Raw genomic sequence first — 23,638 nt, 5'->3', positions numbered from 1 at the left:
CACCCGCCGAGATCGCCGGCCAATGGTCCTGGGGGCATGCCCCCAGGACCATTGCCATCCCATCAATCAACCATCATGAAGGAGCCGGACTCTACCTCTGACTGGTAACAATCAGGGGAGCACGTCAGGCGCGATATATGACGCTCAACAGCCCTGTCGGTGACGCCGAGTTCTTCGGCGATTTCATGGTAGGTCTGCTGCCTGAGGCGGCTCATCAGGAAGATGCGGCGGGTTCTGGGTTTCATGGCGAGAAGCGTTGGCCGGAATAAGCGCCGGATGTCGATTTCTTCGATCCGCCGCATCTGATCGGGAGGAATGGCGACGTCGCGCGCTTCGTTGAGCGGACAGACGACGATATGCTTTCACCGCCACTGGCGCGCCCCTTCGATGAGCAGATTGTGGGCGGCGCGGGTCAGATAGGCTTGCGGATTGTCGACCCTTTCGAAGGCCCCGCTGCGGAGCATTCGCGTGAACGCCTCCTGCACCAGATCGGGCGCGGCGTCGCTGCCGACGCGTATGCGAAAATAGCACAGCAGCCACTCATACTCGGACCGATAGAAGCTGTCGAAGGCGGCGGTTGAACGGAGCGCGGTCATGACCGTGGCTCCCCGCGTCCGCGCCGCCGCAACGGTGCATCGCGCGAGGCGCGATAGAGGGTGATGCCCGCATCGATCCGGTCGAGGATGAAGCTATCGCGCTCGTCCTTGGCGACACGGATGTCGGACTTGGAATAGATTTCCAGATCGACTGCGCAGCGGTCGCCAAGCTCGCTGCGAATGACCGAGCGGGCGCGCCGCCAGCAGCGTTCGTCGGTGAACAGCGGATGGCTGACGACGATCCACAGTTCGTAATCGGAAAAGCCGATCGTCCGCTTATCTTCGTACCAGTTCCGCCGCGCATAGGGGCCGATCAGCATGATGCGTTTGATCTGGCCCGGCTCGGGCGCTTGCATCTGTGATGGATCGAAGAAGCATCGCAGGATGCGCGTGATCCGTTCGATCTCGCGCTGCTTGCGGCGGATGAGATGGCCGACGCGCGCCATCACGACTTCGCGCGCGTAAACGTCGTTCGTTGGGGTATTCATGCTAAGCTCGCACAGCGGCGGTCCGCGCGTCGATGCGCGGATGTGCAAGCGGTGTCCGCTGGGTGCCGCTTAGCGGCTTACAGCAACTGCCCGACCGTGGTGGCCGAACCTACATGATGCCTGGCAGGTAATCCTCGGAGATGGCCGCCAGTCCCTCCATCCCGTGGGCGGGATCATGCCAGAAACGGGGAATCCGGGCAAGCTGGGCCGCAGCCAACGCCCATTCGGCTCAAAAGAACACATTCTCCCAGCCGTATATTCCTGTTACACTTGGCGCGATGCGGGAGCGACAGTGATGAAAAAAGAGGCTGGATCTATCGGCCTTGGAGTGGCATTGGGCGCCGCAATCGGCGCGGCCACCGGCAATGTGGCGGCGGGGGTTGCGTTGGGAGTCGTTGCTGGCGCCGTAATCGGCGCATCGACAATCAGGCGGAAGGTGCCGCCGCCAAATTCAGGCTGAGAGATTGCCGGCCTGGGGAGTCTATTTGCGCGCAGCGGACTTTTCGAGTCCGGCGATCTTGTCGGTGCAGACCTGATGAACGACGCGGCCCAGTTCCTCGACGCGTTCGCTGAGCCAGGTCAGCTCTTCCTCGCTGATCCGATAATGTTTTGAATATCTCGCCTTCGTATAGGCTTCCTTCAATTTCTGGAACATCGCGCGCTCGCGGCGATTGTTCTCCGGCCAGACGCCATAGAGCCTGCGGTCGAGCCCTTCAGCGAGCGAGCGCAGGAAGGCGATATTGTGGTTGTAGGGCGTATAAAAAGTCAGGGTGAGCAGTAGCCCTTGATAGAGGCGCTCGGTTGCTTGATGCAGTTCAAATGCCGATTTCTTATGCCAGCCGCGCTCGTTGGCTTCTCTCCCTTGAATCAGGAATTGCTCGGCGGAAGGTAGATACTCCTCAAAGTATTCGTTCGCCGTCGCCAAGGCTTGTTTAGGCGTTTGAGGGCGTGGCGTCGCGAGTTCACTGCCGTCGGCTTCATAGATCGCGACCCCATCTTTCGCGACCTCCATGAAGAAGACGCGGCCATGCGCGAGCCCGTCGTTCACCTCGTGGAGCGAATGGACGATGAAGTTGACCGGTGTCCGCAGCGTCTTTTCGATCGTATAGGCGCGGATCAGCCGTTCCTCGGCCTTCGCCCAATAGGCGGCGCGGTCGGTCAACTCCTTCTGACTGACGATGACAAGAATATCATAATCAGATTTATACTGGTTCGCCGATGCGGGGGCATCGACCCAGTCACCGCGGCTGTAGCTGCCGAACAGGATGATCTTGAGGATGCGGGCGCCCTTGCGGCGCCCGGTCGCATTCTCGGTGGCTTGGCCGAACTCGTCGAAGACGATCTCGACGATGCGCTCAAGCTCGCGCTGCTTCACAGGCGGAAGATGATCGATGTCGGTGCGCATGTCCGCCAGAATCTTCGATCAATCCCCGTCGCTTGGCAAGGACAGAATGCCCTGCGCTTTCGTGCAGTCAAAAAATTGCAAGAAGCAGCCGGCGCTTCGGCGTCAAACCGCTGCAGGGCATTCTTGCGCTTCGCATCGACCCGCCAGCTTGATGCTTCCGGCGGTGGCCCGCTCGTCGCTCGCCCGGTTTCACATCGACCCGCGATAGCCGCGAACCGGCGACGATGGTGGATTTTGTCGCCACCTTCCGCGATCGCGCCCGGCCCTACGCCGAAGGTCCCAGGTCGGCCTTTCGAACCGGAGATGAGAGGCGAGGGCTCTGCGCCGGCACGCCGCCGCGGCCCCAAGTCGCGGCTACTGAACGGCGACCGTCCCCGGCCAGGGCCTCGGGCCAATGCGCCCTCCGGAGCCGTCGTCTCATATGCCGGAGCTCGCCCCTTATGCCGGAACGGCCGGCGTGCTCTCGCTCTAACCGAACCAGGGTCCCGCGAGCGGCTCGGCAAGCCGTTCGCGCGCGCGCCGGACCAGCCGCTGGATGCGCAGCCGATACGCGGTGCTCTCGAGCCGCCAGCGCCCGGGCGCGACCATCTCTCCGAAAAGCCGCCGCGCCATGTCCTGCTGCGATGCGCCCGCCAGCAGCGCATCCGCTGCGCGCAGCTCGAGAATCCATTGCGCCGCCCGCCGCTCGCGCGGCCGCAGCGCGGCGGGCAGGTCGCCCTTTTCCGCGAGCGTGGCCAGGTGCCGGAGCGCGGTAAGTCTCGGGCCAAGCGACCTCAGGCCGGCCAGGCGGTGTTCGATCAGAAGCGGCCCGCCAAGCAGCGTTCCGTCGTGGAGATCGAGACGGATCGTCCAGTGACCATCGCTGAGCAACCAATGTTCGGCCCGTTCGGTGACCTCGACCGAAACCAGCGGTGCCACCGTCAATATGTCGAGCGAATCGCCGGCGTGCGGGGCATGGGGCGCCGGCTCGGCAGGACGGCCATCGAGCACGGCCGGATCGGTGGTCACGCTCCAGATCGGCCGCGCGCGCGGTGCCGGAATCGCCGGATCGATCCATGCGATCAATCCCATCTGCGCCGCCGCGTCGCGCGGCAACCGGTCGCGTCTGCGCCAGCATTGCCGGTACGCGGCGCTGCGCCGCAGCCACTCCCAGGCAAAAAACCGCCTGTCGCAATGCAGCAGTTCGGCGTAGGGCTCGGCCGAGCGCCAATCGGCTCCAGGCGCGTCGCTCCTCACGCCGAACATCCAGAACATATTCCGAAGCCAGGCATGAAGCGGCGACCCGACCGGACGGCACGCGGCTCAGGACCGCGCTAGAGCGGGCAGGATCGAGCGCGTCCGGAAAGGGCGATTGCTCCGGTTCGCGGGGCTGTTGCAGCCAGATATGAAGCGTCGGCAGGCGCGCCGCCGGCGCTCGCCGTCCGGCCCCGGCCTGCGCGGCGCGCGGCGTCTATTCTGCGCCTTCGGCAAAATAGGCGCGCAGCCGGTGCGCCATCTCGGGCGCGACCTGCATGAAGCTCCGGCGCCCGTCCGCAGGGTCGGCGAGCCGGACCAGCAGTCCCGCGTCGCACAGCCGCTGCGCGAGCCGCATCGCGCTGCTTTCGGGGATCGCCGCGGCGGTGCAGAGCGAGGACATCGACAATCTTTTTCCTTCGCATTCGTGGACGAACAGATCGAGCAGCATGTCCCAAGCCGGCTCGCCGAACAGATCCTCCGATCCCAGCAACTGCCGCCGGAGGATCCGCCGTCGCTGCGTGGCCCGGGCGTTGCGGAGGACATGGCTGTCGACGTCGCGTGGCGCCCGCTCCGGGGCGCTTCGCAGCGCGAAGCTGCGCGGTCGGGGGGCGGCCGACCTTTTCGTCTTTCCGCTCCGCATATGATGTGTCCGGGTCGCGGTGACGACGATATGGTCGAGCAGCTCGATATCGAGCGATCGGCCCAGCTGCTCGATCATCGCGGTCGTCCCGATGTCCTCCTCGCTCGGCATCGGGTCGCCGCTCGGATGGTTGTGGACAAGAATGATCGCCGCCGCATTGAGCTCGAGCGCGCGCCGGAATATCGTGCGCGGATAGATCGACATGTGCGCGAGCGTCCCCTGCTGCAGTTGCTCGTCGGCGACGAGCATCCGCGCCGCGTCGAGGAACAGGACGCGAAGCCGCTCCTCGGGGAGCGATCCCATCGAAACGGTCAGATAACGCCGCAAGCGCTCGTCGAGCGGATCGATCCGCCGCGCCGTGAGATCGGCCGCCATCATCTCGTGCAACGCCGCGCGCGCGCTGGCGAGCAGTTCGACGACGGCAGGCCAGCCGCCGATCACCCGCGCATGGGCCTGGGCGGTCTCGGACCACAGCCGCGGCAGGTTGCGATACTCGCCGAGAAGCGTGGCGGCTATGGTTTCGGCATGCTCGGGTTCGACCGTGGCCACGAACCGCGCCAGGATCGATCGCTGCCGCTGGCGTGCAGCCGTTTGCGGTGCCGCCAGGTTCCGAGGGCGAGCAGCGGCGGGAGCAGCCAGGATGCGAACACCTGCATCGTGAGATAGGCGATCGGATGCACCGAGATATCCGCCGCCCGGCTGAAGTGGGCAAGAAGCGGCAGAATCTGAAGCGCCGCCGCGACCAGCGGCCAGAAGCGATGCGCCGCGAGTGCCAGGAGCAGCGTCGCCGCCGCCGCTGCGAGGTCGATCGCGAGATGCCCGGCGTCGAGCATCGTGAAGCGCGCCGGCACCACCAGGTGAAGCGCCTGATCCGCCGCGAGCATCGCGATCAGGATGAACGCCATCGCGCGCTCGGGACCGCCCCCCTTTCTCAGCGCATAGACCGTCGCGAGAAAGAGGAGGGTCAGGAAACAGGCGATCCGCAGCATTCTCATCTGAAACCATCTGCTTCGATCCGGGTCAACCGGCCACGCGGTCGTGGCGGGTCTCGTCTACGCGCGCTGCCGCCGGGCATTCATGCAGGTCCAGCCCCGCGGTCTCGCGCGCGATATCGGCCAGCTCGCCGTGGACGCGCAGGACGCCGCCGCTTGCGTCGATAAGCGCCATCTGCGCTTTCGCCAGGCGCTCGATCGTCGCCTGCCCCTTCGCCGGCCGGACCCGGTCGGCGTCGCGGCGCGCGGTCACGATGGTCGTCATCAGCGACGATACCGCGATCAGCGCATCGTCGATTCGTGTCTCCGTAACGGGCACCTGATGCTGCAGCTTCTTCGCCACGAACAGGATATTCTCGGACATGATCTCTCCTTCGCCGGAAGCGGGGACTCCGGTCGTCATTCGGTTGCAGATGAGAAGCGTCAGCCGGAGATGAGCCGCGTCAGCGCCTGCGCGATGCCGAGCCCGCCGAGGAGAAAGATGACGATGGCGACGAGAATCGCCGCCACGATCGCCAGTCTCACAAAAGAGCCATGGTCATGGCTCCCGACCTTCCCGAACGGCAGGCCTTGGCCCCATGAGCCGACCGGCGCACCGCGGGCATTCGCCTGCATGGGCTCCGACGGATCGCCGTCCGCGAAGTCGGATGGCACGAAGCATGGCACCGGGGGAATATGCACCGGATCACATGTGATTCGATCATATATGTTTTTGAGGCGCGCATAGCGCAGCGCCGCGTCGTCGCGATCGGTGGCGCCGAGAATATGGCGCGCCGTGGTGATGCGCTGATCGACCGTGGGTTTCGCGATTTTGAGCTCGAGCGCGATCTGCTTCGATGTCTTGCGCTCGAGCAGGAGATCGAGGCACGCGCGCTGTTTCCCGGTCAGCCGGTCCCAAAGCGCGCGCTCGGCAAGGCTAGAAGATTGCGACCCTTCCATCATGACATTTTCATGACAAAGGCGCACCTGCACAAGCCCTTAATCGGATAGGAGGCGGCGCCCCGGTCCCGATGATGGCGGCAGCGCGCTCGTCGCCGCATGGCAGGCGTCGAGGGAAACGCGCGGATGTGAAATCACCGCGCCGCCCGCGAGGGTCGGGCGCGATGGAGAAAAACTCTCAAATTGAGAGTAACTCACGAATATAATGGAAATATATCGAACGGGGGATAGCCTGGGGCGCTCGACTCGCCGCCCGACCACCGGCGATGCGCCACCGCCGGTCCGCCGCCTGGTTGAGAAGGCCGCGGCCGGCCCTGATGGGAGCAATGCCGGACCGGCAGGCTTGAGGACGCCGCCCGGCTTGCCAAGGGTCGCCATGCCGACATGCGATGCCGCGCCCCCGCGCGGCTGGCTTGAAACTCGTCCTGTTCACGTGGTGCGCCGCCGTGCCCGTCATTCGCGGCAAGAAAGCCGCGCCGTCGAGGCGGCGTCGGCGATGCTCGTCGTCGACGAGACCACGCGCGCGCGTGAGCATGTTGCGCTTCGGTCGATGTTCGCCGCGCGCAAGCGCGTCTTCGTCGATCTCCTGAAGTGGGACCTTCCGGTGCTCGCCGGCCGCTTCGAGGTCGATCGCCGCGATGGCCCCGGCGCCACCTATCTGATCGTTTCCGGCCCTGACGGGGAGCATCGCGCGTCGGCGCGCCTGCTTGCCGGACCGTCGGCGGCTCTCGCTCCGTTCGGCGGCCGCCTGTATGAATCCGCCGCCCGCGCGTCGCGGATCGCCGAAGTGACCCATTTCTGTCTTTCGCCCGACATCGCCGCCGCCGACCGGCGCCGCGCGCGCGACCGGCTCCTATATGGCCTCGTCGATCATGCTCTGACGCATCGGATTCAGCGCTTCGTCGGAATCGCGGAACGGCGATGGGCTCGCCCGATCGAAGAGCTGGGATGGTCGTGCCGCCGCCTCGGCGGGGTTCCCGCTTGCGGGAAGGCCATGGTGGGAATCGCGGTCGATATCGACGCGGCGACCCCGGCAAGGCTCGCGGAGGCGGGAATCGCCCGGCCGACGGCGGCCGGGCGCATGCCGTCATGAGCCCGGGCGCGACGATGGAGCGCGTCTACCGCGAGCTCAAGACGCGCGCGATGCGCGGGGAATTCGCGCCGGGCGAGCGCCTCGATCCGTCGGTGCTCGCGCGCGATCTCGGCGCCAGCGCGACACCGGTGCGCGACGCGCTTCACCGCCTGTCGGGCGAGCGGCTTATCGACAGCTGGCATCACGAAGGCTTTCGGCAACCGATCCTCGCCGAGGCCGATCTTCGCGACCTTTATGAATGGGCCGCGGCGCTGCTGGCGCTGGCGCTCGCCGGCCAGACGCCCGATCCGGCCTTGACGGGGTCCGCGCCGGTGAAAAGCAGCGAACCCGATTATGCCGGCGACATCGCCCACCTGTTCCGCGCGATCGCCTTCCGGAGCGGAAACCGCGAGCTGCACTTCGCCGTCGCGAACCTGATCGACCGATCGCACGTCTTTCGCGCGGCCGAACTCCGCGTCGATCCCGGCTGCCGTGCCGCGATCGCGGCGATGGACGAGGATCTGCGCTTCCGCCGCTGGAGCGCGCTGCGCGCTAAGATCACCCGCTTTCATCGCCTGCGTATGGCGCTTGCGGGCCGTGTCGTTGCCGCGATGCGGCCGCGCGAGCAGCCGCTCGGATAATATTCGGAAAATATATTCGAACAATATTCAAAGTATAAAATTCCTATATGAAATCATGCGTCTAACTTTCCACATGCCGCAATTCCGCGGCTTGACGAAAGGAAATGAAGATGGAACGCGATGATGCGCTCGAAACCGTCGAGCTTGGCCAGGTCAGCACCGACACGCACGGCGAGGAAGGTCGCCCGATCGAAGGCGCGGGACTGCTTCCCGTGACTGGCATCAGCGACTGACGCTCCGGGCCGGGCGTCCGCATTTCGGTGCAGGCGCCCGGCGAGGCGACCAGGCCATGAACCTTCGGCTTTCCTCCGGCATTTCCTTTTGCCGAACCCCAGACGGGTTTGTCTTCCTCGACCTGCGGCGGGATCGATATTTTCAGCTCGCACCGCGCGATCGCGATATATTCGAACGACTTCTGTGCGGCGACGCCGCCGAAGGCGAACTCGAGATATTTGTCGCGGCCGGCGTCCTGCAGCGCGCCGATGGGGATTTCGCTTGCGCTCCCACGGAGGCGAAGATTGCCCCCGACGACATTTATGGTCTCGAACCACCGCGTCCTTCGTTGGCAGCTGCGCTCGAGACGGGATATCATGTGCTACGCGCACGCACCGCCATTCGTTCAGCCCGGCTGGCGACGACAATCGCCGAACTGTCTCGCCGGAAAGCCGAGGCAGGGTGCGACCCGGAATCGATCACCGGCGCGGCGCTGCGGTTCGAGGCCAATCGCTCTTCGGTTCCGATCGCGCGCCGCTGCCTCATCGATTCGGTCGCCTTGATGTGCATGCTGTTGGCCCGCGGTGTTGCGGCCGACCTCATATTCGGGGTTCGTACCGGCCCGTTCGCGGCGCACTGCTGGTTGCAGGCCGGCGGCCATGTGCTCACCTGTGCGCAGGATGAGGCACGCAACTTCACGCCGATCCTCGTCATATGATGAAACGCGGAATTCTGGTGGCGTTCGGAGCCGGTGATCATGCCGGTGTCGACATCGCTGCCGATCGCGAAGGCCTCGCCCTGCATGCGACGCCATATGCCAATCTCCATGTCGGGCGGGAGCTTCCCGTCAGATTGCTACCCGACGACGCTGTGGTGGGGGATTGCTTTGCCTATCCGGGGGAGAGCGGACGGGTCTGGGGCAATTATCTGCGCTTTTCCCGCGTCGGGCGCGGTGTGCTCCGGGTGGAACGAGCGCCGGTCACGGGGATGCCCCTCTATTGGACCCGGTGGCGGGGCGGCATTCTCTGTTTCTCGCATCTCGAGCTTGCGGCGGACCTCGGACTCGATCTCGCCATAGACTGGGACTTCGTCCGCCACGGCCTCGCCTACCGCAACTTTCGCACCGAGCGCACGGGTATCGCCGGCGTGGCCGAACTTCTGCCCGGCACCGCATTGCTGTTCGATGGCGCGGTCTCCTCGGTAGCCCCATTCTGGCTGCCTTGGTCGCATGTGACGGGGGACATCGGCGCCGACCGCCAATGCGCGGCGGCGGCGGTCGAGCGTTGCACTTCGATGTGCGTCGATCGCTGGGCGGAGCAGCCCGGAGGTAGATTGTTGGAGCTTTCCGGCGGCCTTGACAGCTCGATCATCGCCGCTTCGCTCACGGCCTGTGGCCATAGCTTCAGGGCCGTCACGGCAGTCACCGCTACGCCCGACGGCGACGAACGGCGCTATGCGCGCGACGTTGCCCGCCAGTGCGGGGCAAATCTCATCGAAGCCCCGGTCGACGAGGCGGCGATCAACCTTCTCTCGAAGCCCGACCGTCTGACCGTGCGACCCGCCGCCGCGTCGATCCTCGCCGGATTCGATCGGGCTATCGCCGGCGCCATCCATGCCGGAGACAGCGACCAGGTCTGGAGCGGCATCGGCGGCGACAATATTTTCGGCTATAGCCATTCGGTCTCGCCGGCGATCGACGCCTGGCAGGCGAAAGGGCTTCGGGCGCCTCTGTTTCATCTGCTCGGAGACATTGCCGCCGTGGCGGGGACGACGCGGTGGCATGCGGCAAAAGCGCTCGCCCGCAGGCTTCGCTCGCGGGAAACGCGCCCGCTTTGGCCGCGCGACGATATCTTCGCCGAGCGATCGGCATTGCCCGCCGCACCCTTCCTTCATCCTTGGCAGGAGGCTGCCGGCGGCTTTCCGCCGGGGAAGCGGCAGCATGTCGAAGCGTTGATGCGGATTGGCGATTTCATGGACCGACCCGACCGCTGGCACGATAGAAAAGTGGTGGCTCCGCTCCTGTCGCAGCCGCTCGTCGAAACCTGCCTCGCTATTCCGAGTTGGCTGTGGATCTCGGGCGGTCGCGATCGCGCGGTCGCGCGCGCGGCTTTCGCGCGCCAATTACCGCCGTCGGTGCTGCACCGCCGCACCAAAGGTCGTCTCGAGGCGATGTGCGCCGCTGCCTTCCAGCGCGAACGGGCGCGTCTCGCGCCGTTCCTGCTCGATGGCCGGATCGCGACGCAGGGTTTGCTCGATCGGCCGGAAATTGAGCGCTACTTTTCCAGGGAAGGCGTCGACCCCGAGTTCGCCTATTTTCGGCTGCTCGAGATAGCGGATATCGAGCGCTGGGTGCGGTCGGTCGAATCGTGGCGCTGCCGCGGCGGCGCCAGCGCCGCCCAGCGCGCATATTGATCGGCTTTTGCCGGGTCGGGATCGATCTGGCCCTGCAACCAATAGCGAAACCAGTCCAGGTTGCGGGCATAGGCGGCCCATTTCTGCCGGGGGGCGGCCTTGATGTGCGGCGCGAGCGGGAAGATGTGGAGCTCGCCTTTGCGCGCCGCAATCAACCTGGCATGAAGTTCGGGCGAAAGGCGGGCCTCCTTTTCGGGTAGCTGCAGGAGAATTGGCGCCTCGATCTTCGCAACATTCGCGGCGGGCGAGAGCCGCTTCCACAATTCCCTGTCTTCGTCGGGCGGCCCGAGGCCCCATTGTTTTTTGAAATTTTCCCGGAAGCGGCCTTTGTCGGCGATGATATTGAACCAGTAATAGGCTGGCTCGATCTGGACCGACGCGATCGAGGCCGCGCGGAGCAAATTGCTGCGCGCCGCGATCCACATCGTGACTTCGCTGCCGAAGCTGAGACCGCCCATGCCGATGCGGCCGCGGTCGATCCGTCCCTTCCGGTCGAGCATTTCGATTGCGGTTCGGACCGCTTCGAGTCCGGTATCATATCGTCTTTCGGCGCTTTCGTCGGAGACGGGCAGGGCGTTGATGCAGAGCGCGGCCATGCCACTTAGCGCTAACGCACGCAGCGGCCATTCGTCGCCGAGACCGCCGCGCAGATAACCGGCGCAGCGGTAATAGGTAATGAAGAGCGGCAGCCGTCCGGGGATATTCGGGCGAAGGAGCCAGCCCGACGCGCGGCTGTCGCCCACGCGCCATGCGACGGGTTCGACGATGAGTCTGTCGCGGGCGAGATTTTTATTGGGCGCCGCTATCACCTGTAGCGGACCGCCGTCGAACCGTAGTCGAACGAGGCGCGGGGGCTGATCGGCCGCCGCCTCGACGCAGAAGAGAGCGTTTTCGGCGGCAGCGCATCGCGAGCGTTCTCGACGCCCGCCGTTGAGCAACCCCCGCGCCGCGCGCACGAGCTGGAGGCGCTTCCGCCGATCGTCCCAGACGTGGATGCGCTGCCCGAGGCCGTCGTCGATTGTCGTGACCGCCCAGCGCCCGTCACCGAGCGGCAGCGACGACGACAGGCGAGGCCGATCGCATCGGAGCATCGGACGATCGCACTCGGTGGCTGCGATCGCTGCGGCTATGGCATCTTCGGGGGGCGCCGGCGCCGCGGCGTCGAGAAGCGCGCGCTCTGCGGCCACGGCGACGGCGTCGGTTCCCGCGTTGGGGTCATAGGCGACGACCCTTCGCGGATCATTCCAGAGCAGCGGCGCGCTATCGAACCATTGTCCCGTCCAGCGCTCGCTGATCGTCTCATTTCCTGTCATGGCATCGTGATAGATTCCGCCCGCGAGATTGACCTGTTCGTCCATCAGCACGCCGCGGTCGCGCGCCTCGCTGTCCGCGCGTCGCACCGCATCGCGGGGCGGCCCTATTTCTGCAATGATCGCGCCTTTGCGCGTCACCGCGAAGCGCTCGATGTCGCCGTCGGCCGCAAAAGCGGGCGCGGGAGGCCCCGCGACGCGCATCGACCAAAGCCCGGTGCGGCCATCTCGCTCTGCTCGAACGAGGAAGCTCGCGCTGTCTGGCATCCAAACCGCGTGTCCCGGTTCGATAACGCCGGCCGAATCCCAGGTCGCGTGGCCGCCACTCCCGACATGGCGAGGCGGCGATTGGCCATCGGCGGCCACAATGTACCAGTGCGCATCGATAAGGTTGCGCGCGATCGACGGGCGTTCGATCCGGTACGCGATCCACTGCCCGTCGGGCGATGCCGCAAGCCCCGAAATGTCGGCGACTTCGGTCAGGCGTTCGATCTCTTGGAGCGCGGGCGTAGGTGACGCGGCAACGAGTGCGAGCGCCGCTGTCATCATGCCGCTCACCATCGGAAGCTCGCGGACAGCGACATCATGCGTCCGATCGCATGCGCCTTGTCGGGATCATAGCCGAGCGCCGACGTGTTCGTCCGGTTGGTCACATAGGGCGGTGCCTTGTCGAACAGGTTTGTCGCCGACAGCGCCAACCGCAGGTGACGGCTGTCTTCGCTGCCGATCCTTTGCGCGATCTGCAGATCGAAGGTGGTCCAGCTGGCGACCTGCTCGGCAATAGCGGGAATCTGATTGCGGTATCCGCCGATATAATTGGCAAATCCGTTCAACGAGAAGCCATCGCGCGTCCAGCCGAGCCGGCCACGCAGCCGCCACTTCGACGGGCTGGCAAATGTGCCGACGACGTCCTCGACGGGGGCACCGGCGGCGAGCTCGCGCTCAATATGAAAGATGCGGCTGCCGGCGATGCCGGCATCCAGCGTGCCTCCGGCAACGGCGGGGGCAAAGCCGATGTCGAAATCGAGTCCGGTCTGTCGCACCCGCGAAAGGTTGCGGATGCGCCCGTCGAGAATCGCGCTGATCTGGTTCGGCGCAAGCCCGAGCGGGTTCGAGAAGGTTGGTTGACCGAAATAAAAGGCGAGATTTTCGGCCGCGGGCGGCTCTTCGATCAACCCGCCGAAGACGTCGCGTCGATTGAGGAAATTGGCGAAATCTTCGTTCGCTGTCCCGATGCGGTCGCGATAGTCGACGTCATAATAGGTGATCGAGGCGCGCAGCTTCGGGATGGCCCGCGGGCTCAGGTCGAGTCCCACGGTCCAGGTCGTGGCCTTCTCGGGGCGGATATCGGGTGCATAACCGAAGAGCGCGAGAACATTGGCCTGTCCGCCGGCTGCGGTTGGATCGGCGACCTGCGTCGCGAGATAGAGCGAGACCGTCGGGCCGATCAGTTCCTCGAAACTCGGCGCGCGAAACGAGGTGCCATAGGATCCGCGCAGCGCAAGGCCTTCGAGCGGTTCCCAGCGCACGCCGATCTTCGGATTGGTGGTGCGACCGACATCGCTGTAATCCTCGATCCGGGCAGCAAGCGACAGATCGAGCCGGTGGACGCCCGGCATCACCGCGTCTTCCCCGACCAGCGGCACAATGAGCTCCGCATAGGCCGACCTTACATGCCGCGGGCCAGGAAGCTCGGGATTGAGATTCTCGACGGGGGCAAGAGAACTGATGTCCGACAGCGATCGGGCACGATAATGTTCACGCCGATATTCCGCGCCGATCGCCAGCCGGATGTCGCCGGCGGGCAGGGTGAAGACCGGGCCGTCGGCGCGCAAGGCGACCGACTGGCTATCGAACTGCGTGGTAGAGACGCGCCCGCCGCGGATGAAGGCGATCGTCGCCGGATTGTTCGCGCTCCCGTCGCCGAAGACATTGAGCGCGGTCGCCGGGTTGGTGTCCGCGAGCGCTTGCGCGATGCGCGCCCGGTTGGGCACATTGAGATCGGTTCGTTTTTCGACCTGGCGGCCATAGGCGCCGCCGATCGTGACGCGCCAGCGGCCGAACTCGCGTTCGAGATTGGCGGCGGCGGAAATGCCTTTCACCCGTCCGCGGTCGACTTCGGGCCCCAAATCATTGACGAAGCTGTAGTGCACCGAAACCGGGCGGCGGGTGCCGACGGGATCGACGTAAAAGGGATTGGACACCGGGACCGTGACCGCGCTCGACGTCTCGGGCAGCGCGCGCTTCTCATAGGTCCGCTGCGTGGCGAGAAGGCTCGCACGAAGCGTCAGCCGCTCCGTCAGCGCGAACTCGCCTGCGGTGTAGAGGCTGTGGGTGGCCTGACGGGGGATGATGTCGGTCGCCGCGCGCGCGTCGCGATAATTGGTCGAACCCGGGGTCAGGTCGGCGGGAGACAGGTCTTGTCCGGCCGGGATCGCATATGGATCGGTCCCGACGAAGATCGTCCCGGACACCCCGTAGGTGGAGCGATAATCGAGGCCCCCGTAGGGGCGGAGGTCTTCGGCGACGAAAGGGCGCTTCGATGCTGCAAGTCGGCCGCGAGTCTCATATTGATAGGCAAGGACGACATGCGCTTTCGACCATCGACGTCCCACGATCTGACTGGCGAGCAGGTTGGTCATGTCTCCGTCGGCGGTGCCGGCTGTCAGCGTCGTCTCGGCGCCTTCGAAGCGGTTCCTGAGCCGGAGATTGACGACGCCCGCGACCGCGTCGGCGCCATAGATCGCCGAAGCACCGTCGGTGAGGACCTCGATCCGCTCGACGGCGCCGAGCGGGACCATCGACAGGTCGGCGAACACGCCTCCGAGTCCGCCCAGCGCGGGGCGCGTGCCGTCGATCAGGACGAGCGTCGAGGAGGCGCCAAGGCCCTTGAGGTTGATGCTGGCCCCATAGCCGCCGTTGGCCCCCGCGCCGTTGCGGGTGCCCGAGCCGAGCGTCGATTCATTGGGACCCGCGCCGAAATTCTGCGGCAGCGACTGGACGATCTGCTGGACCGAGGTAAGGCCGCTTTGCTCGATCGCGGTACGATCGATCGTGGTGACGGACGAACCGATCGGCCCCGTGCCGCGAATTCGGGTGCCGGTGACGATGATCGCTTCGTCGGGACGCTCGGTCGGACGCGCGTTCGCGAGTATGTCGTCGGTTCGCTCGCGCAGGATTAGCGCGCCGTCGACGCGCTCGGCCACGAGCCCGGTGCCCGCAAGGAGCCGTTCGAGCGCAATGTCGGGGGCGAGACGGCCATGGACGCCCGTGCTGCGGCGGCCGTCGACCAGCTCCGAGGCCGCGATGACGTCGCGTCCCGACGCCCGCGAATATTCGCGCAGGGCATCGGCGAGGCGCTGCGCCGCGATGTTATAATCCGTCTGGCCGGTCTGAGCCTGCGCGCTCGGCACGGCGATCACGGCGCCGCTTCCCGTCGCGAGCAAGGCTGCCAGATATAGTCTTTTCATCAAACCCTCCCTTGCAGCCGCAATTTGGCTGTCTGGGTGGTTTGATGACGGCGGGCGAAGCGCCCCCCGTTTATTACCGGCGCTTCAGCACGGGACCGCCCGGGCCCGCTTCGAGCCCGAGATCAAGCGCGGCGGCAAGCTTGCGCGCGAGCGCATCGCCTTCGCCAATCTCGAACCGCCCGCTGACCGGAAGAGCGGCGAGCGCGGGGTCGGCGAGGCGGATCTTCCGCGCATTCACGCGATTGGCGCGATCGACGATCGCGCCGAGCGGCATCTTGTCGGCTTCGAGCTTGTCGGTGGCGACCGAGCTTGCCAGCGCGGGCACGCGGCGCGGGCCATCGGCACCGACCTCGGCGCTCTCGCCGGGCGCGAGGCGGAGCGCCCGGCCGCCCTCGGACCGGTTCGCGACCTCGACCGAGCCTTTGAGAAGGCGGATGCGCGGGGCGGCGCTGCGCAGGTCGACCTCGAAGACGGTGCCGAGCGCGGTGGTCACCGACGTCCCCGCGACGACGCGGAAGGGACGGCTGGAATCATGCGCGACCGTGAAGCGGGCGCGGCCGCTCGCCATGGTCACGACACGTTCGCTGTCGGTGAACTGCGGCTCAATCGCGGCGCCATCGAACAGCGCGACCAGCGTGCCGTCGTCGAGACGCTGCTCGCCGGTCTTTGCCGGGGCGGCGATGACGGGCTTTTGGGAGTCCGGGCCGATTGCGGTCCAGGCGAGACCCGCCGAAAGCGAAAGCACCACCATTGCGGCGATAGCCCATTGTTGCCGGCGTTTCCGGCGCGCCGCGTCGTGCGGCCCGGCGAGGCTGGCGATCTCCCCGGCCGAAAGCTGCGACGCGGCATCGAAATCGCTGCGCAGCCTTGCATAGGCTTTCGCATTGGCTGGATCGCCGTGCCAGGCCTCGAAGGCCGCGCGATACTGCGCGGCGTCGGGACCTTCCATCAGCGCGAGCCAGTCTTCGGCGCTAGGGCCGCCGATCATCGGCCGTCCTGCCGCGAGCGGCGGATCGCGCCGAGCGCCTTGGCCATCTGCTTTTCCACGCCTTTCACGCTCATCCCCTGTGCGGCCGCGATCTCTTCATAGCTGAGACCCTCGATTCGGTGCATCAGGAAAATGGTTCGCGTCTTCGGCTTGAGACGGGCGACCACATCGGCGAGGCGGCGGATCGTATCGCGCGCCTCGAGCGCGGCGTGGGGGTCGGGACCGGCATGGTCCTGCTCCTCGAACGGACCGTGATCGGCCTGCATCCGGCGCCCGTCGGCGCGGATGCGCTCGGCGAGCAGGTTGCGCGCGGTCTGGACGAGATAGGCCGCGGGGCGCTCGATCAGGCTCGAGGCCGCGCCGCGGCTCTGGGTGAAACGGCGAAAACATTCCTGTACGAGATCGCCGACGTCCTGCGCCGGCGCGCGGCGTCGGAAATAGCGCATGAGCTCGGGGCCATGGGCGGTGTAGATCGCCTCGACGCGCGCGGTGGCGGTGAAGCCCCGCCACTCCTCGGGCGGCATCGGGTCGCTTTCCGCAAGGCCGCGCTTGCCAGCTTCATCGTCGTAATTCATCGCCTCCGCCTTCCCGCGCATCGGCGGAAAGGCGGCTTTGAAGCCGGGTGTTAAGAATAAGCTTGAGGCTTACGCCGCAGCCTTTGGCCCGGAGGCCTGAACATGCGCAGCGGCCACCCGGCAGGATGGCGATGGAAATTTCGTCTCAAGCGGGCTTCTTACGACCCGGCATCGCGCGCCTCTTGCCCGATACCGTTTCAGCATAGCCCGCCGTAGCGGAAGGGCAAGAGGCCCGCGAAAAATTGGTCCGGATTGGACCAATATCGGGCGAGCGAGGCGCCGCCGTGCCGATCCTCGCCGGCGGTTCGGGCATGAGCCCGCCTGAACGGAGCACAACTGGCGGGGAAGCCGCCGCCAGAGGCTGCGCGTCCGCCGATGGGGCGCTTCCTCCTCGCGGTCCTTGCATGACGGAGGCAATTTCGAAACCCGTTGAAGCAAGCGCGCACAACCACAGGAGATTAAAGGCAGATCATGTTTTCAGCATAAATAATTTTTATGCTGAAAAACGCATACTGACAATTTATGCGATTTAAAACATATCACGGACAAGGAGGCCGCTATGGCTCAAATCGCGCGTTCACCAACGCAAATGGGAAGCCTGATCCAGCGCGCGCGTCGCCGGAAAGGCCTTACCCAGACCGAGCTCGCCCATCTGTCGGGGCTCCGGCAGGAGCTGATATCGAAAATCGAAAGCGGGCACGACGGCACCAAGCTTGGCTCGCTCTACGCCCTGTTCGCGGCGCTGGATCTGGATTTGCTCGTCGACGTCCGGAATCTTGGCGACGCCGCCGGGATCGACGACATCTTCTGATGCCTCGTCACCGCGCCCATATTCCTCTCGACGTCCGGATCAACAATCGCCTCGTCGGGCAGTTGATCAGGGACCGGAGCGGGGCGGCCAGCTTCCGCTACGCGCAGGAGTGGCTCGACTGGGAGCATGGTTTTGCCGTCTCGCTGTCGCTCCCCCTGCGCGAGCCGGCGTATAGCGGCGCATCGGTGGCCGCGGTCTTCGAGAATCTGCTGCCCGACAGCCCAAGCGTGCGCAAAAGGATTGCCGAACGAACCGGCGCCGAAGGGGCCGACTATTACAGTCTTCTCGAACGCATCGGGCGCGATTGCGTGGGCGCGATGCAGTTCCTGCCCGAGGGCACCGATGTCGATACGCTGTCCGGCATCGAAGGCGATGCCATCGACGACGATGCGATCGAAGCGCTGCTCGCCAATCTCGCCGGCACGCCGCTCGGGGTCGATCGGGACTATGACTTTCGTATTTCGCTCGCCGGCGCGCAGGAAAAGACCGCTCCTGTTTCACGAAGGCCGCTGGAAGCGCCCGTTCGGCACGACCCCGACAACCCACATATTGAAACCGCAGCTTGGCGCGATCCCGACCGCCTTCGGCATCGTCGACATGCAGCATGGCGTCGACAATGAGCATTATTGCCTGCGCCTGCTTTCCGCCTTCGGCCTGCCGGTCGCGACCACGCGGATCGAAACCTTCGGAAAACGGCGCGTGCTCGTGGTCGAGCGCTTCGATCGCCAGTGGCGTGAAAACCGCATTCTGCGTCTGCCGCAGGAAGATTGCTGCCAGGCGCTCGGGGTGCCCCCGGCGCAGAAATAGCAGAATGGCGGCGGGCCGGGCGCCGTCGATATTCTCAAATTGCTGCGCGGAGCCGACGCGCCGCTGCGCGACCGGCCGCCTTCTTCAAGAGCCAGCTGCTCTTCTGGCTGATCGGCGCCACCGATGGCCATGCGAAGAATTTCATCGTCTTCCTGCGCCCGGGCGGACGCTTCGCCCTGACACCTTTTTACGATGTCCTGTCGGCGCAAGGCGCTTTCGATCGCAAACAAATCCCGAACAACAAATATAAGCTGGCAATGTCGGTGAGCACGAGCCGGAAATATCGCATCCTCGACATCGCAGGTCGCCATTTCATCGGGACCGCCCAGGAGGCCGGCCTCGGCGTTGCGACGATGACGTCCGTGCTCGACGACATATTGGAGAGAGGATCGAAGGCGGCATCGCTCGCGCTATCGCAAAGTGCCCGCGGATTTTCATCCGGCGATCCACGACAGCATCGTCAAGGCGATCGATTCCCGGCTGCCGCTGCTCGAAACCGCTCGCGCATCGCTTTGAAAGTGGCGCAAGGCGTCGGAGACCCGCGCAGTGCGAAACGTCCGGACGGATCCGAACCGTGGCCAGGGTCGTATCGAATTCGCCAGGCTTCGTCCACGTAGATGAGCGCGGCTCAAAGGGGCGCGCACTGGCGGCGGCGGGCGCCGCCAGAGGTCGCGCGTCTTTCCTGGGGCCGCGCGGGCGCTCTTGGCGCACTGGTCTTGGCGCGGCGGCGGCTAACGCCCGCACCGGTGACCTGCGCTTCGCGCAATTCCGGCCATAGCGGGGCTCCGACCGACCCGTCGCAGCCGCGCGCACGCCGCCGCACCTGCGGCTCGCCAAGGGGCTTTCTTCTCACCCTTCGGTCGCGAGCGACGATCTTCAAGCGATAGTCGGCGTGATGCCGCGCCCCTGGTAGGCGATGCAGAATGCGACGAAAGCAAGGACTTACCGACCGGGCCTAGCTGAAGACGCCGCGCGGGACCCCGCGCGACGGCGCTTTGGTAGGCCGGCACCTCGGACAGCGGTGCGGGCGGCGCACGGCCATGGGACCGCCCGGCCGTCCCGCAAGCCGGGCTTTGCCCGGCTCCTCCACTCGCGTTGCGGCCCTTCGGGTGCGCGCCGGCCTTCGAGGCGGTCCCCCTGTCCGCGGGTTCGCCGCCCGCCCCGCTGCCCGGGGCGGCCGCGGCGGATTTTGGGCAGGAGGAGACGCCCCGATGGATATTCACCCGCACCCATGGCCCCAAACCGCGCCGCCGCAAGGCCGCGCGGCGCCGCGCGACGACGCGGCTCCCGCGCGCGGGACGCGGAGCCGCCAGCGCGGCCCCGCCAAAGCCGGAACCGAACCGCACCGCGCCGACACGCCGCGCCCGTCGCTTTACGACGAGGTGACCGCGCGGATCGTCGGCGAACTCGAGGCAGGGCGCGTGCCGTGGGTCCAGCCATGGGATGCCGGAACCTTCGCGCCGGGTCTGCCGCGCAACGCCGACACGCGGCGCGGCTATTCGGGCATCAATATCCTGATCCTGTGGGCCGAGGCCGCCGCGCGCGGCTATCCCGCGCAAGGCTGGCTGACCTTCCGCCAAGCGCGCGCGGCGGGCGGCGCGGTGCGCAAGGGCGAGAAGGGCACCACGATCTTCTACGCCGCGCGCTTCTCCCCGAAGGGCGATGCGGGCGAGGGCGGCGAAGGCGCGGAGGTGCGCGCGAACAGCGGCGGTGATGGGGGCGCTGCCGAAGACGGGCCACGCGGCGTGCCGTTTCTCAAGCGCTTTACCGTCTTCAATGTCGCGCAGTGCGAAGGGCTACCCGCGCGCTGCACCGTGCAGGATGTGCCCTTGCCGCCGCGCGAAACGATCCCGGTGGCCGAGGCGCTGATCGCGGCGAGCGGCGCCGATATCCGTATCGGCGGCAATGAGGCCTATTATTCGCCGTCGGGCGACTTTGTCGCGCTGCCGCCGCAACAGGCCTTCCGCGCGCAAATCGACTATTACCGTACCGCGCTGCACGAGCTTGGCCACTGGACCGGCCACGCTTCGCGGCTCGGCCGCGACCAGAAAGGCGATTTCGCGAGCGCCGCCTATGGCCGCGAAGAGCTTTGCGCCGAACTTGCGAGCGCCTTTCTTTGCGCCGCGCTGGCCATCCGCCCCGCCGTCCGGCATGCCGACTATATCGGCGCGTGGCTGTCGATCATGCGCGCCGATACGCGCGCGATCTTCAAGGCCGCAAGCCTCGCGGGCAAGGCAGCAGATTATCTGCTCGGCTTTGCGTCGCACGCCGCAGAGGGCGCGCACGGCGCGGGAACGGGGCAATGACCCTCCTTCCCGCCGACCTGCGCTTCGCGCTCAACGCCAACGGGCACACGAGCCGCATCCACCGCGCCCGCGACACAGCTTTCGACCCGTGGCCGGTCGTCAAATTCTTCAACCCCATCGGCGCCGCGACGTGGCTCGCGAGCGAAATCGAAAGCGACGGCGATACCTTGTTTGGGCTCGCCGACCTCGGTTTCGGCTGCCCCGAACTCGGCTGTTTCTCGCTCGCCGAAATCGCCGCCGTGCGGCTGCCCTTCGGCCTCTCCATCGAGCGCGACGCGCATTTCGACCCGCTCGCCCCGCTCGCGGTCTGGACCGAGGCCGCGCGCCGCCTTGGCTCGATCCAGCTCGCCGAAAAGGCGCTTCTGCGCCGGAAACTCGACCGGCTTCTGCCCGATCCCAGCGGGGAGGGCAGCTGACGCGGCGGCGCGTTCTCGCCGTCATCAAAAGCCGGTCCCGCCGAAACTCCACTCCCCGACGGGACCGGCGCTCACAAGGAGCAAAGGCCATGAAACTCGATTTTATCCCGCTCGACAAGCTGTCGATTGATCCCGCGAATATGCGCGCCAAGGGGCGCGATCCCGACGTCAGCGACATATTGCCGAGCATTCGCAAGCGCGGCGTGCTGATATCGCTGCTGGTGCGCCCGGCCGCCGAAGAAGGGCATTTCCGGATTTCGGCAGGACGGCGGCGCTTTACCGCCGCGAACTTGGTCGTTCGCGAGGGCGGCCCCGCCCGGCCGCTGCCGTGCGGCATCTTGGAAGAGGGCGACGATGCCGACGCCATCGAGGCGTCGATGCTCGAAAATCTCGCGCGCGTCGCCCCCGACGAGGTCAGCCAGTGGGAGGCTTTCGTCAAGCTCGTCAAGGCGGGGCGCAATGTCGACGAGATCGCCGCCGACTTCGCCTTCGAGCCGCAAGCGGTGCGGCGCATCCTCGCGCTCGGCAATTTGTTGCCGCGCATCCGCAGCCTCTACCGCGCGGGCGAGATCGACCCGTCGACGATCAAGCATCTGACGCTCGCGACCAAGAGCCAGCAAAATGCCTGGCTGGCCTTGTTCGACGACAAGGACGCCTATTGCCCGACCGGCCATCGCCTCAAGGGCTGGCTGTTCGGCGGCGACGCGATCAAGGCGGCGCATGCGCTGTTCGACGTCGAGGCGTCGGGGCTCGCCGTCATCGCCGACCTGTTCGGCGAGGAGCCGCTGATCGCCGACGCCGACGCCTTCTGGACGCGCCAGATGGCCGAGGTCGAGACGCGCAAGGCCGCCTATATCGACGACGGCTGGAGCGATGTCGTCATCCTCGAACGCGGATCGCGCTTCCTGTCGTGGAACCATAACCACGCCGCCAAGCGCAAGGGCGGGCGCGTCTATATCGAGGTGCATGCCACCGGCGAAATCGGCTTCCACGAAGGCTATATCACCGAGAAGGAAGCCGCCGCGCGCGCCAAGGGCGAAAAAGGCGAGGGCCCGGCGAAGGTGCAGCGGCCCGAGGTCACGAGCGCGCTCAATAGCTATATCGACCTCCACCGTCACGCGGCGGTACGCGCCGAACTCGCGAAGCATGGCGGGGTCGCGCTCCGCGCGCTCGCCGCCCACGTCATCGCGAGCGCCGACCATTACCGCGTCGAGGTCCAGTCGCAGGTCTGCGCCAAGGAGGAGGTGCAGGAGAGCGTCGAGACGTGCGCATCCGAGACGCTGTTCGACGAGCGCCGCCGCGCGGTGCTTGCGGTGCTCGAACTCGACCCCGAGAGCCTGACCGTCACCGGGCGCGGTTACGGCGGCGCGCGTCCGTTCGCGCCGGTCTTCGCGCGATTGCTCGAACTGCCCGACCCCGTTGTGCTCGAAATCGTCGCAATCGTCATGGGCGAAACCTTGATGGCGGGCGGCGAGGCGGTCGAGATGATCGGCCATTATCTCGCCGTCGACATGGCGAAGGTCTGGCAGCCCGACGCCGCCTTCTGGAATCTCGTCCGCGACAGGGAGGTGCTCGGCAAGATCGTCGCCGAGGTCGCGGGACCCGAGGTCGCCGCCGCCAATGAAAAGGAAAAGGCGAAGGTCCTGAAGACCATCGTCGCCGACCATCTGGATGGCGCGAACGGACGCGCGCAGGTCAGTCCTTGGGTTCCGAAATGGATGACCTTTCCGCCGTCGGCCTACACCGCGCGCGGCGGAGTCGGGAGCGTCGCCGCCGAGGAGCGGCTGCTCCATATCCTTGCCTGCGCCGCCGAGGCCGAAGCCGACCGGAGCGATGGCGAGGGCCATGCCGAGGACGAAGCTGCGGCGGGAGCTACCGCCACGCCCGCAGCAAGCGAGGCACCGAATGGTGATGGCGGCGAAGACGAAGCGCCGCCGCTCGCCGCGTAACGAGGAGAGGCGGGCGGCATGCCGCCCGCCTCTTTTTCCGATTTTTCTGCGCCGTGATGGGCATATCTGGGCCATCGCGCCGTTCCTCGCCGCTGACGCGGCCCGGAACGGCGCGATGGATTTTCTTCTTTCGCGCGCGCCTCGCCGCGAGCGGCTGCGGCGCGGTGCGGAAAAAAGTAACGGCGCGAGGATTTCTCCTCGCGCCGCCATATAATGATCGGGATCATCGCCCCGGTTGCTGAAAGGTCGCGGGTCGCCGCAACCTTCTCTCAGGAGAATTTTTGGTCGCCGCGACCTCTGCGCGCTCGCGCCCGATTCGTATTGGGTGAAAGCGCCAAATCGGCGCCTTGATCCTGCCCGGTGCGCGTGGAC

General features: G+C 66.3%; 26 protein-coding genes. 13 read left to right on the top strand and 13 right to left on the bottom strand.

Annotation, left to right across the window (positions count from 1 at the left end; all coding sequences use genetic code 11):
• Positions 1-62 precede the first annotated feature (62 nt).
• The 9 genes from ACIPPQ_RS16980 to ACIPPQ_RS16940 all read right to left on the bottom strand — a co-directional run bounded on the left by ACIPPQ_RS16980 (position 63) and on the right by ACIPPQ_RS16940 (position 6,299).
• Positions 63-215: a sigma factor-like helix-turn-helix DNA-binding protein gene (locus tag ACIPPQ_RS16980; protein ID WP_446545249.1), complete on the bottom strand. Its 153-nt coding sequence runs from the start codon at positions 213-215 to the stop codon at positions 63-65.
• A gap of 147 nt (positions 216-362) precedes the next feature.
• The gene (locus ACIPPQ_RS16975; RefSeq protein WP_446545245.1) at positions 363-596 is read right to left on the bottom strand and encodes an RNA polymerase sigma factor; all 234 of its coding nucleotides are present in this window, start codon (positions 594-596) and stop codon (positions 363-365) included.
• Positions 593-1,084, bottom strand: coding sequence for a hypothetical protein (locus tag ACIPPQ_RS16970; protein ID WP_446545244.1), 492 nt, complete (start codon positions 1,082-1,084; stop codon positions 593-595). Before ACIPPQ_RS16970 ends, ACIPPQ_RS16975 begins: the two co-directional genes overlap by 4 nt.
• A gap of 481 nt (positions 1,085-1,565) precedes the next feature.
• The gene (locus ACIPPQ_RS16965) at positions 1,566-2,489 is read right to left on the bottom strand and encodes a HEPN domain-containing protein (RefSeq protein WP_446545243.1); all 924 of its coding nucleotides are present in this window, start codon (positions 2,487-2,489) and stop codon (positions 1,566-1,568) included.
• A gap of 468 nt (positions 2,490-2,957) precedes the next feature.
• Positions 2,958-3,743, bottom strand: a complete 786-nt coding sequence (locus ACIPPQ_RS16960) for a transcriptional regulator domain-containing protein (RefSeq protein ID WP_446545242.1) — start codon at positions 3,741-3,743, stop codon at positions 2,958-2,960.
• 196 nt (positions 3,744-3,939) lie between these two features.
• A complete protein-coding gene (locus ACIPPQ_RS16955) occupies positions 3,940-4,914 on the bottom strand; it encodes a JAB domain-containing protein (RefSeq protein WP_446545241.1) in 975 nt (324 codons plus the stop codon).
• A complete protein-coding gene (locus ACIPPQ_RS16950) occupies positions 4,878-5,360 on the bottom strand; it encodes a hypothetical protein (RefSeq protein ID WP_446545240.1) in 483 nt (160 codons plus the stop codon). The genes ACIPPQ_RS16955 and ACIPPQ_RS16950 overlap by 37 nt, the downstream gene beginning before the upstream one ends.
• Before the next feature lie 25 nt (positions 5,361-5,385).
• The gene (locus ACIPPQ_RS16945) at positions 5,386-5,721 is read right to left on the bottom strand and encodes a hypothetical protein (protein ID WP_446545239.1); all 336 of its coding nucleotides are present in this window, start codon (positions 5,719-5,721) and stop codon (positions 5,386-5,388) included.
• A 59-nt stretch (positions 5,722-5,780) separates the two neighbouring features.
• Positions 5,781-6,299: a helix-turn-helix domain-containing protein gene (locus ACIPPQ_RS16940; protein ID WP_446545238.1), complete on the bottom strand. Its 519-nt coding sequence runs from the start codon at positions 6,297-6,299 to the stop codon at positions 5,781-5,783.
• Between the two features lie 433 nt (positions 6,300-6,732).
• Here ACIPPQ_RS16940 and ACIPPQ_RS16935 point away from each other — a divergent pair, with 433 nt between their 5' ends.
• The 5 genes from ACIPPQ_RS16935 (at position 6,733) to ACIPPQ_RS16915 (ending at position 10,634) form a co-directional block, all read left to right on the top strand.
• Complete coding sequence (locus ACIPPQ_RS16935; protein WP_446545237.1) at positions 6,733-7,389, top strand: acyl-homoserine-lactone synthase; 657 nt, start codon at positions 6,733-6,735, stop codon at positions 7,387-7,389.
• Entirely contained in the window at positions 7,386-8,009 is a 624-nt protein-coding gene (locus tag ACIPPQ_RS16930; protein WP_446545236.1) for a GntR family transcriptional regulator, read from the top strand. The genes ACIPPQ_RS16935 and ACIPPQ_RS16930 overlap by 4 nt, the downstream gene beginning before the upstream one ends.
• 110 nt (positions 8,010-8,119) lie before the next feature.
• Positions 8,120-8,242 (top strand): hypothetical protein, encoded by a 123-nt coding sequence (locus ACIPPQ_RS16925; RefSeq protein ID WP_446545235.1) that lies wholly within the window; start codon positions 8,120-8,122, stop codon positions 8,240-8,242.
• 359 nt (positions 8,243-8,601) lie between these two features.
• Positions 8,602-8,940 carry a lasso peptide biosynthesis B2 protein gene (locus ACIPPQ_RS16920; RefSeq protein ID WP_446545234.1) on the top strand — a complete coding sequence of 113 codons (339 nt, stop codon included), beginning with the start codon at positions 8,602-8,604 and terminating at the stop codon, positions 8,938-8,940.
• On the top strand, positions 8,937-10,634 hold the full coding sequence (locus tag ACIPPQ_RS16915; RefSeq protein WP_446545233.1) for an asparagine synthase-related protein: 1,698 nt from the start codon (positions 8,937-8,939) through the stop codon (positions 10,632-10,634). The genes ACIPPQ_RS16920 and ACIPPQ_RS16915 overlap by 4 nt, the downstream gene beginning before the upstream one ends.
• On the opposite strand, the gene ACIPPQ_RS16910 is transcribed toward ACIPPQ_RS16915, so the two are convergent.
• The 4 genes from ACIPPQ_RS16910 to ACIPPQ_RS16895 form a co-directional block, all read right to left on the bottom strand.
• Positions 10,532-12,493, bottom strand: coding sequence for an Atxe2 family lasso peptide isopeptidase (locus ACIPPQ_RS16910; protein ID WP_446545232.1), 1,962 nt, complete (start codon positions 12,491-12,493; stop codon positions 10,532-10,534). The genes ACIPPQ_RS16915 and ACIPPQ_RS16910 overlap by 103 nt on opposite strands.
• Positions 12,494-12,498: 5 nt before the next feature.
• On the bottom strand, positions 12,499-15,414 hold the full coding sequence (locus ACIPPQ_RS16905) for a TonB-dependent receptor domain-containing protein (protein WP_446545231.1): 2,916 nt from the start codon (positions 15,412-15,414) through the stop codon (positions 12,499-12,501).
• 73 nt (positions 15,415-15,487) lie between these two features.
• Positions 15,488-16,402, bottom strand: coding sequence for a FecR family protein (locus tag ACIPPQ_RS16900; protein WP_446545230.1), 915 nt, complete (start codon positions 16,400-16,402; stop codon positions 15,488-15,490).
• Positions 16,399-16,977: an RNA polymerase sigma factor gene (locus ACIPPQ_RS16895; RefSeq protein ID WP_446545229.1), complete on the bottom strand. Its 579-nt coding sequence runs from the start codon at positions 16,975-16,977 to the stop codon at positions 16,399-16,401. Before ACIPPQ_RS16895 ends, ACIPPQ_RS16900 begins: the two co-directional genes overlap by 4 nt.
• A 559-nt stretch (positions 16,978-17,536) precedes the next feature.
• Between ACIPPQ_RS16895 and ACIPPQ_RS16890 the strand changes: the two genes are divergently transcribed.
• From ACIPPQ_RS16890 to ACIPPQ_RS16855, 8 genes are all read left to right on the top strand, one after another.
• Complete coding sequence (locus ACIPPQ_RS16890; protein WP_446545228.1) at positions 17,537-17,788, top strand: helix-turn-helix domain-containing protein; 252 nt, start codon at positions 17,537-17,539, stop codon at positions 17,786-17,788.
• Complete coding sequence (locus ACIPPQ_RS16885) at positions 17,788-18,408, top strand: HipA N-terminal domain-containing protein (RefSeq protein ID WP_446545227.1); 621 nt, start codon at positions 17,788-17,790, stop codon at positions 18,406-18,408. Before ACIPPQ_RS16890 ends, ACIPPQ_RS16885 begins: the two co-directional genes overlap by 1 nt.
• Complete coding sequence (locus tag ACIPPQ_RS16880; RefSeq protein ID WP_446545226.1) at positions 18,338-18,595, top strand: HipA domain-containing protein; 258 nt, start codon at positions 18,338-18,340, stop codon at positions 18,593-18,595. Before ACIPPQ_RS16885 ends, ACIPPQ_RS16880 begins: the two co-directional genes overlap by 71 nt.
• Positions 18,556-19,212: a HipA domain-containing protein gene (locus tag ACIPPQ_RS16875; protein ID WP_446545225.1), complete on the top strand. Its 657-nt coding sequence runs from the start codon at positions 18,556-18,558 to the stop codon at positions 19,210-19,212. The genes ACIPPQ_RS16880 and ACIPPQ_RS16875 overlap by 40 nt, the downstream gene beginning before the upstream one ends.
• Before the next feature lie 594 nt (positions 19,213-19,806).
• Positions 19,807-20,901: an ArdC family protein gene (locus tag ACIPPQ_RS16870; protein ID WP_446545224.1), complete on the top strand. Its 1,095-nt coding sequence runs from the start codon at positions 19,807-19,809 to the stop codon at positions 20,899-20,901.
• Positions 20,898-21,317: a DUF2958 domain-containing protein gene (locus tag ACIPPQ_RS16865; protein ID WP_446545223.1), complete on the top strand. Its 420-nt coding sequence runs from the start codon at positions 20,898-20,900 to the stop codon at positions 21,315-21,317. The genes ACIPPQ_RS16870 and ACIPPQ_RS16865 overlap by 4 nt, the downstream gene beginning before the upstream one ends.
• Before the next feature lie 89 nt (positions 21,318-21,406).
• Entirely contained in the window at positions 21,407-23,266 is a 1,860-nt protein-coding gene (locus ACIPPQ_RS16860) for a ParB/RepB/Spo0J family partition protein (protein ID WP_446545222.1), read from the top strand.
• Positions 23,223-23,480, top strand: coding sequence for a hypothetical protein (locus ACIPPQ_RS16855; RefSeq protein WP_446545250.1), 258 nt, complete (start codon positions 23,223-23,225; stop codon positions 23,478-23,480). The genes ACIPPQ_RS16860 and ACIPPQ_RS16855 overlap by 44 nt, the downstream gene beginning before the upstream one ends.
• The last annotated feature ends 158 nt before the right edge of the window (positions 23,481-23,638 follow it).

It is taken from the genome of Sphingopyxis sp. LARHCG72, from assembly GCF_052871675.1.
This window is presented reverse-complemented; position numbering and strand designations above follow the sequence as displayed.

What these genes read in the sequence shown, in the direction of transcription:
- ACIPPQ_RS16980 (WP_446545249.1), bottom strand. Translation starts at nt 215, where the DNA reads ATGAGCCGCCTCAGGCAGCAGACCTACCATGAAATCGCCGAAGAACTC.
- ACIPPQ_RS16975 (WP_446545245.1), bottom strand. Translation starts at nt 596, where the DNA reads ATGACCGCGCTCCGTTCAACCGCCGCCTTCGACAGCTTCTATCGGTCC.
- ACIPPQ_RS16970 (WP_446545244.1), bottom strand. Translation starts at nt 1,084, where the DNA reads ATGAATACCCCAACGAACGACGTTTACGCGCGCGAAGTCGTGATGGCG.
- ACIPPQ_RS16965 (WP_446545243.1), bottom strand. Translation starts at nt 2,489, where the DNA reads ATGCGCACCGACATCGATCATCTTCCGCCTGTGAAGCAGCGCGAGCTT.
- ACIPPQ_RS16960 (WP_446545242.1), bottom strand. Translation starts at nt 3,743, where the DNA reads ATGTTCTGGATGTTCGGCGTGAGGAGCGACGCGCCTGGAGCCGATTGG.
- ACIPPQ_RS16950 (WP_446545240.1), bottom strand. Translation starts at nt 5,360, where the DNA reads ATGAGAATGCTGCGGATCGCCTGTTTCCTGACCCTCCTCTTTCTCGCG.
- ACIPPQ_RS16945 (WP_446545239.1), bottom strand. Translation starts at nt 5,721, where the DNA reads ATGTCCGAGAATATCCTGTTCGTGGCGAAGAAGCTGCAGCATCAGGTG.
- ACIPPQ_RS16940 (WP_446545238.1), bottom strand. Translation starts at nt 6,299, where the DNA reads ATGATGGAAGGGTCGCAATCTTCTAGCCTTGCCGAGCGCGCGCTTTGG.
- ACIPPQ_RS16930 (WP_446545236.1), top strand. Translation starts at nt 7,386, where the DNA reads ATGAGCCCGGGCGCGACGATGGAGCGCGTCTACCGCGAGCTCAAGACG.
- ACIPPQ_RS16925 (WP_446545235.1), top strand. Translation starts at nt 8,120, where the DNA reads ATGGAACGCGATGATGCGCTCGAAACCGTCGAGCTTGGCCAGGTCAGC.
- ACIPPQ_RS16915 (WP_446545233.1), top strand. Translation starts at nt 8,937, where the DNA reads ATGATGAAACGCGGAATTCTGGTGGCGTTCGGAGCCGGTGATCATGCC.
- ACIPPQ_RS16910 (WP_446545232.1), bottom strand. Translation starts at nt 12,493, where the DNA reads ATGATGACAGCGGCGCTCGCACTCGTTGCCGCGTCACCTACGCCCGCG.
- ACIPPQ_RS16905 (WP_446545231.1), bottom strand. Translation starts at nt 15,414, where the DNA reads ATGAAAAGACTATATCTGGCAGCCTTGCTCGCGACGGGAAGCGGCGCC.
- ACIPPQ_RS16900 (WP_446545230.1), bottom strand. Translation starts at nt 16,402, where the DNA reads ATGATCGGCGGCCCTAGCGCCGAAGACTGGCTCGCGCTGATGGAAGGT.
- ACIPPQ_RS16895 (WP_446545229.1), bottom strand. Translation starts at nt 16,977, where the DNA reads ATGAATTACGACGATGAAGCTGGCAAGCGCGGCCTTGCGGAAAGCGAC.
- ACIPPQ_RS16890 (WP_446545228.1), top strand. Translation starts at nt 17,537, where the DNA reads ATGGCTCAAATCGCGCGTTCACCAACGCAAATGGGAAGCCTGATCCAG.
- ACIPPQ_RS16885 (WP_446545227.1), top strand. Translation starts at nt 17,788, where the DNA reads ATGCCTCGTCACCGCGCCCATATTCCTCTCGACGTCCGGATCAACAAT.
- ACIPPQ_RS16870 (WP_446545224.1), top strand. Translation starts at nt 19,807, where the DNA reads ATGGATATTCACCCGCACCCATGGCCCCAAACCGCGCCGCCGCAAGGC.
- ACIPPQ_RS16865 (WP_446545223.1), top strand. Translation starts at nt 20,898, where the DNA reads ATGACCCTCCTTCCCGCCGACCTGCGCTTCGCGCTCAACGCCAACGGG.
- ACIPPQ_RS16860 (WP_446545222.1), top strand. Translation starts at nt 21,407, where the DNA reads ATGAAACTCGATTTTATCCCGCTCGACAAGCTGTCGATTGATCCCGCG.
- ACIPPQ_RS16855 (WP_446545250.1), top strand. Translation starts at nt 23,223, where the DNA reads ATGGTGATGGCGGCGAAGACGAAGCGCCGCCGCTCGCCGCGTAACGAG.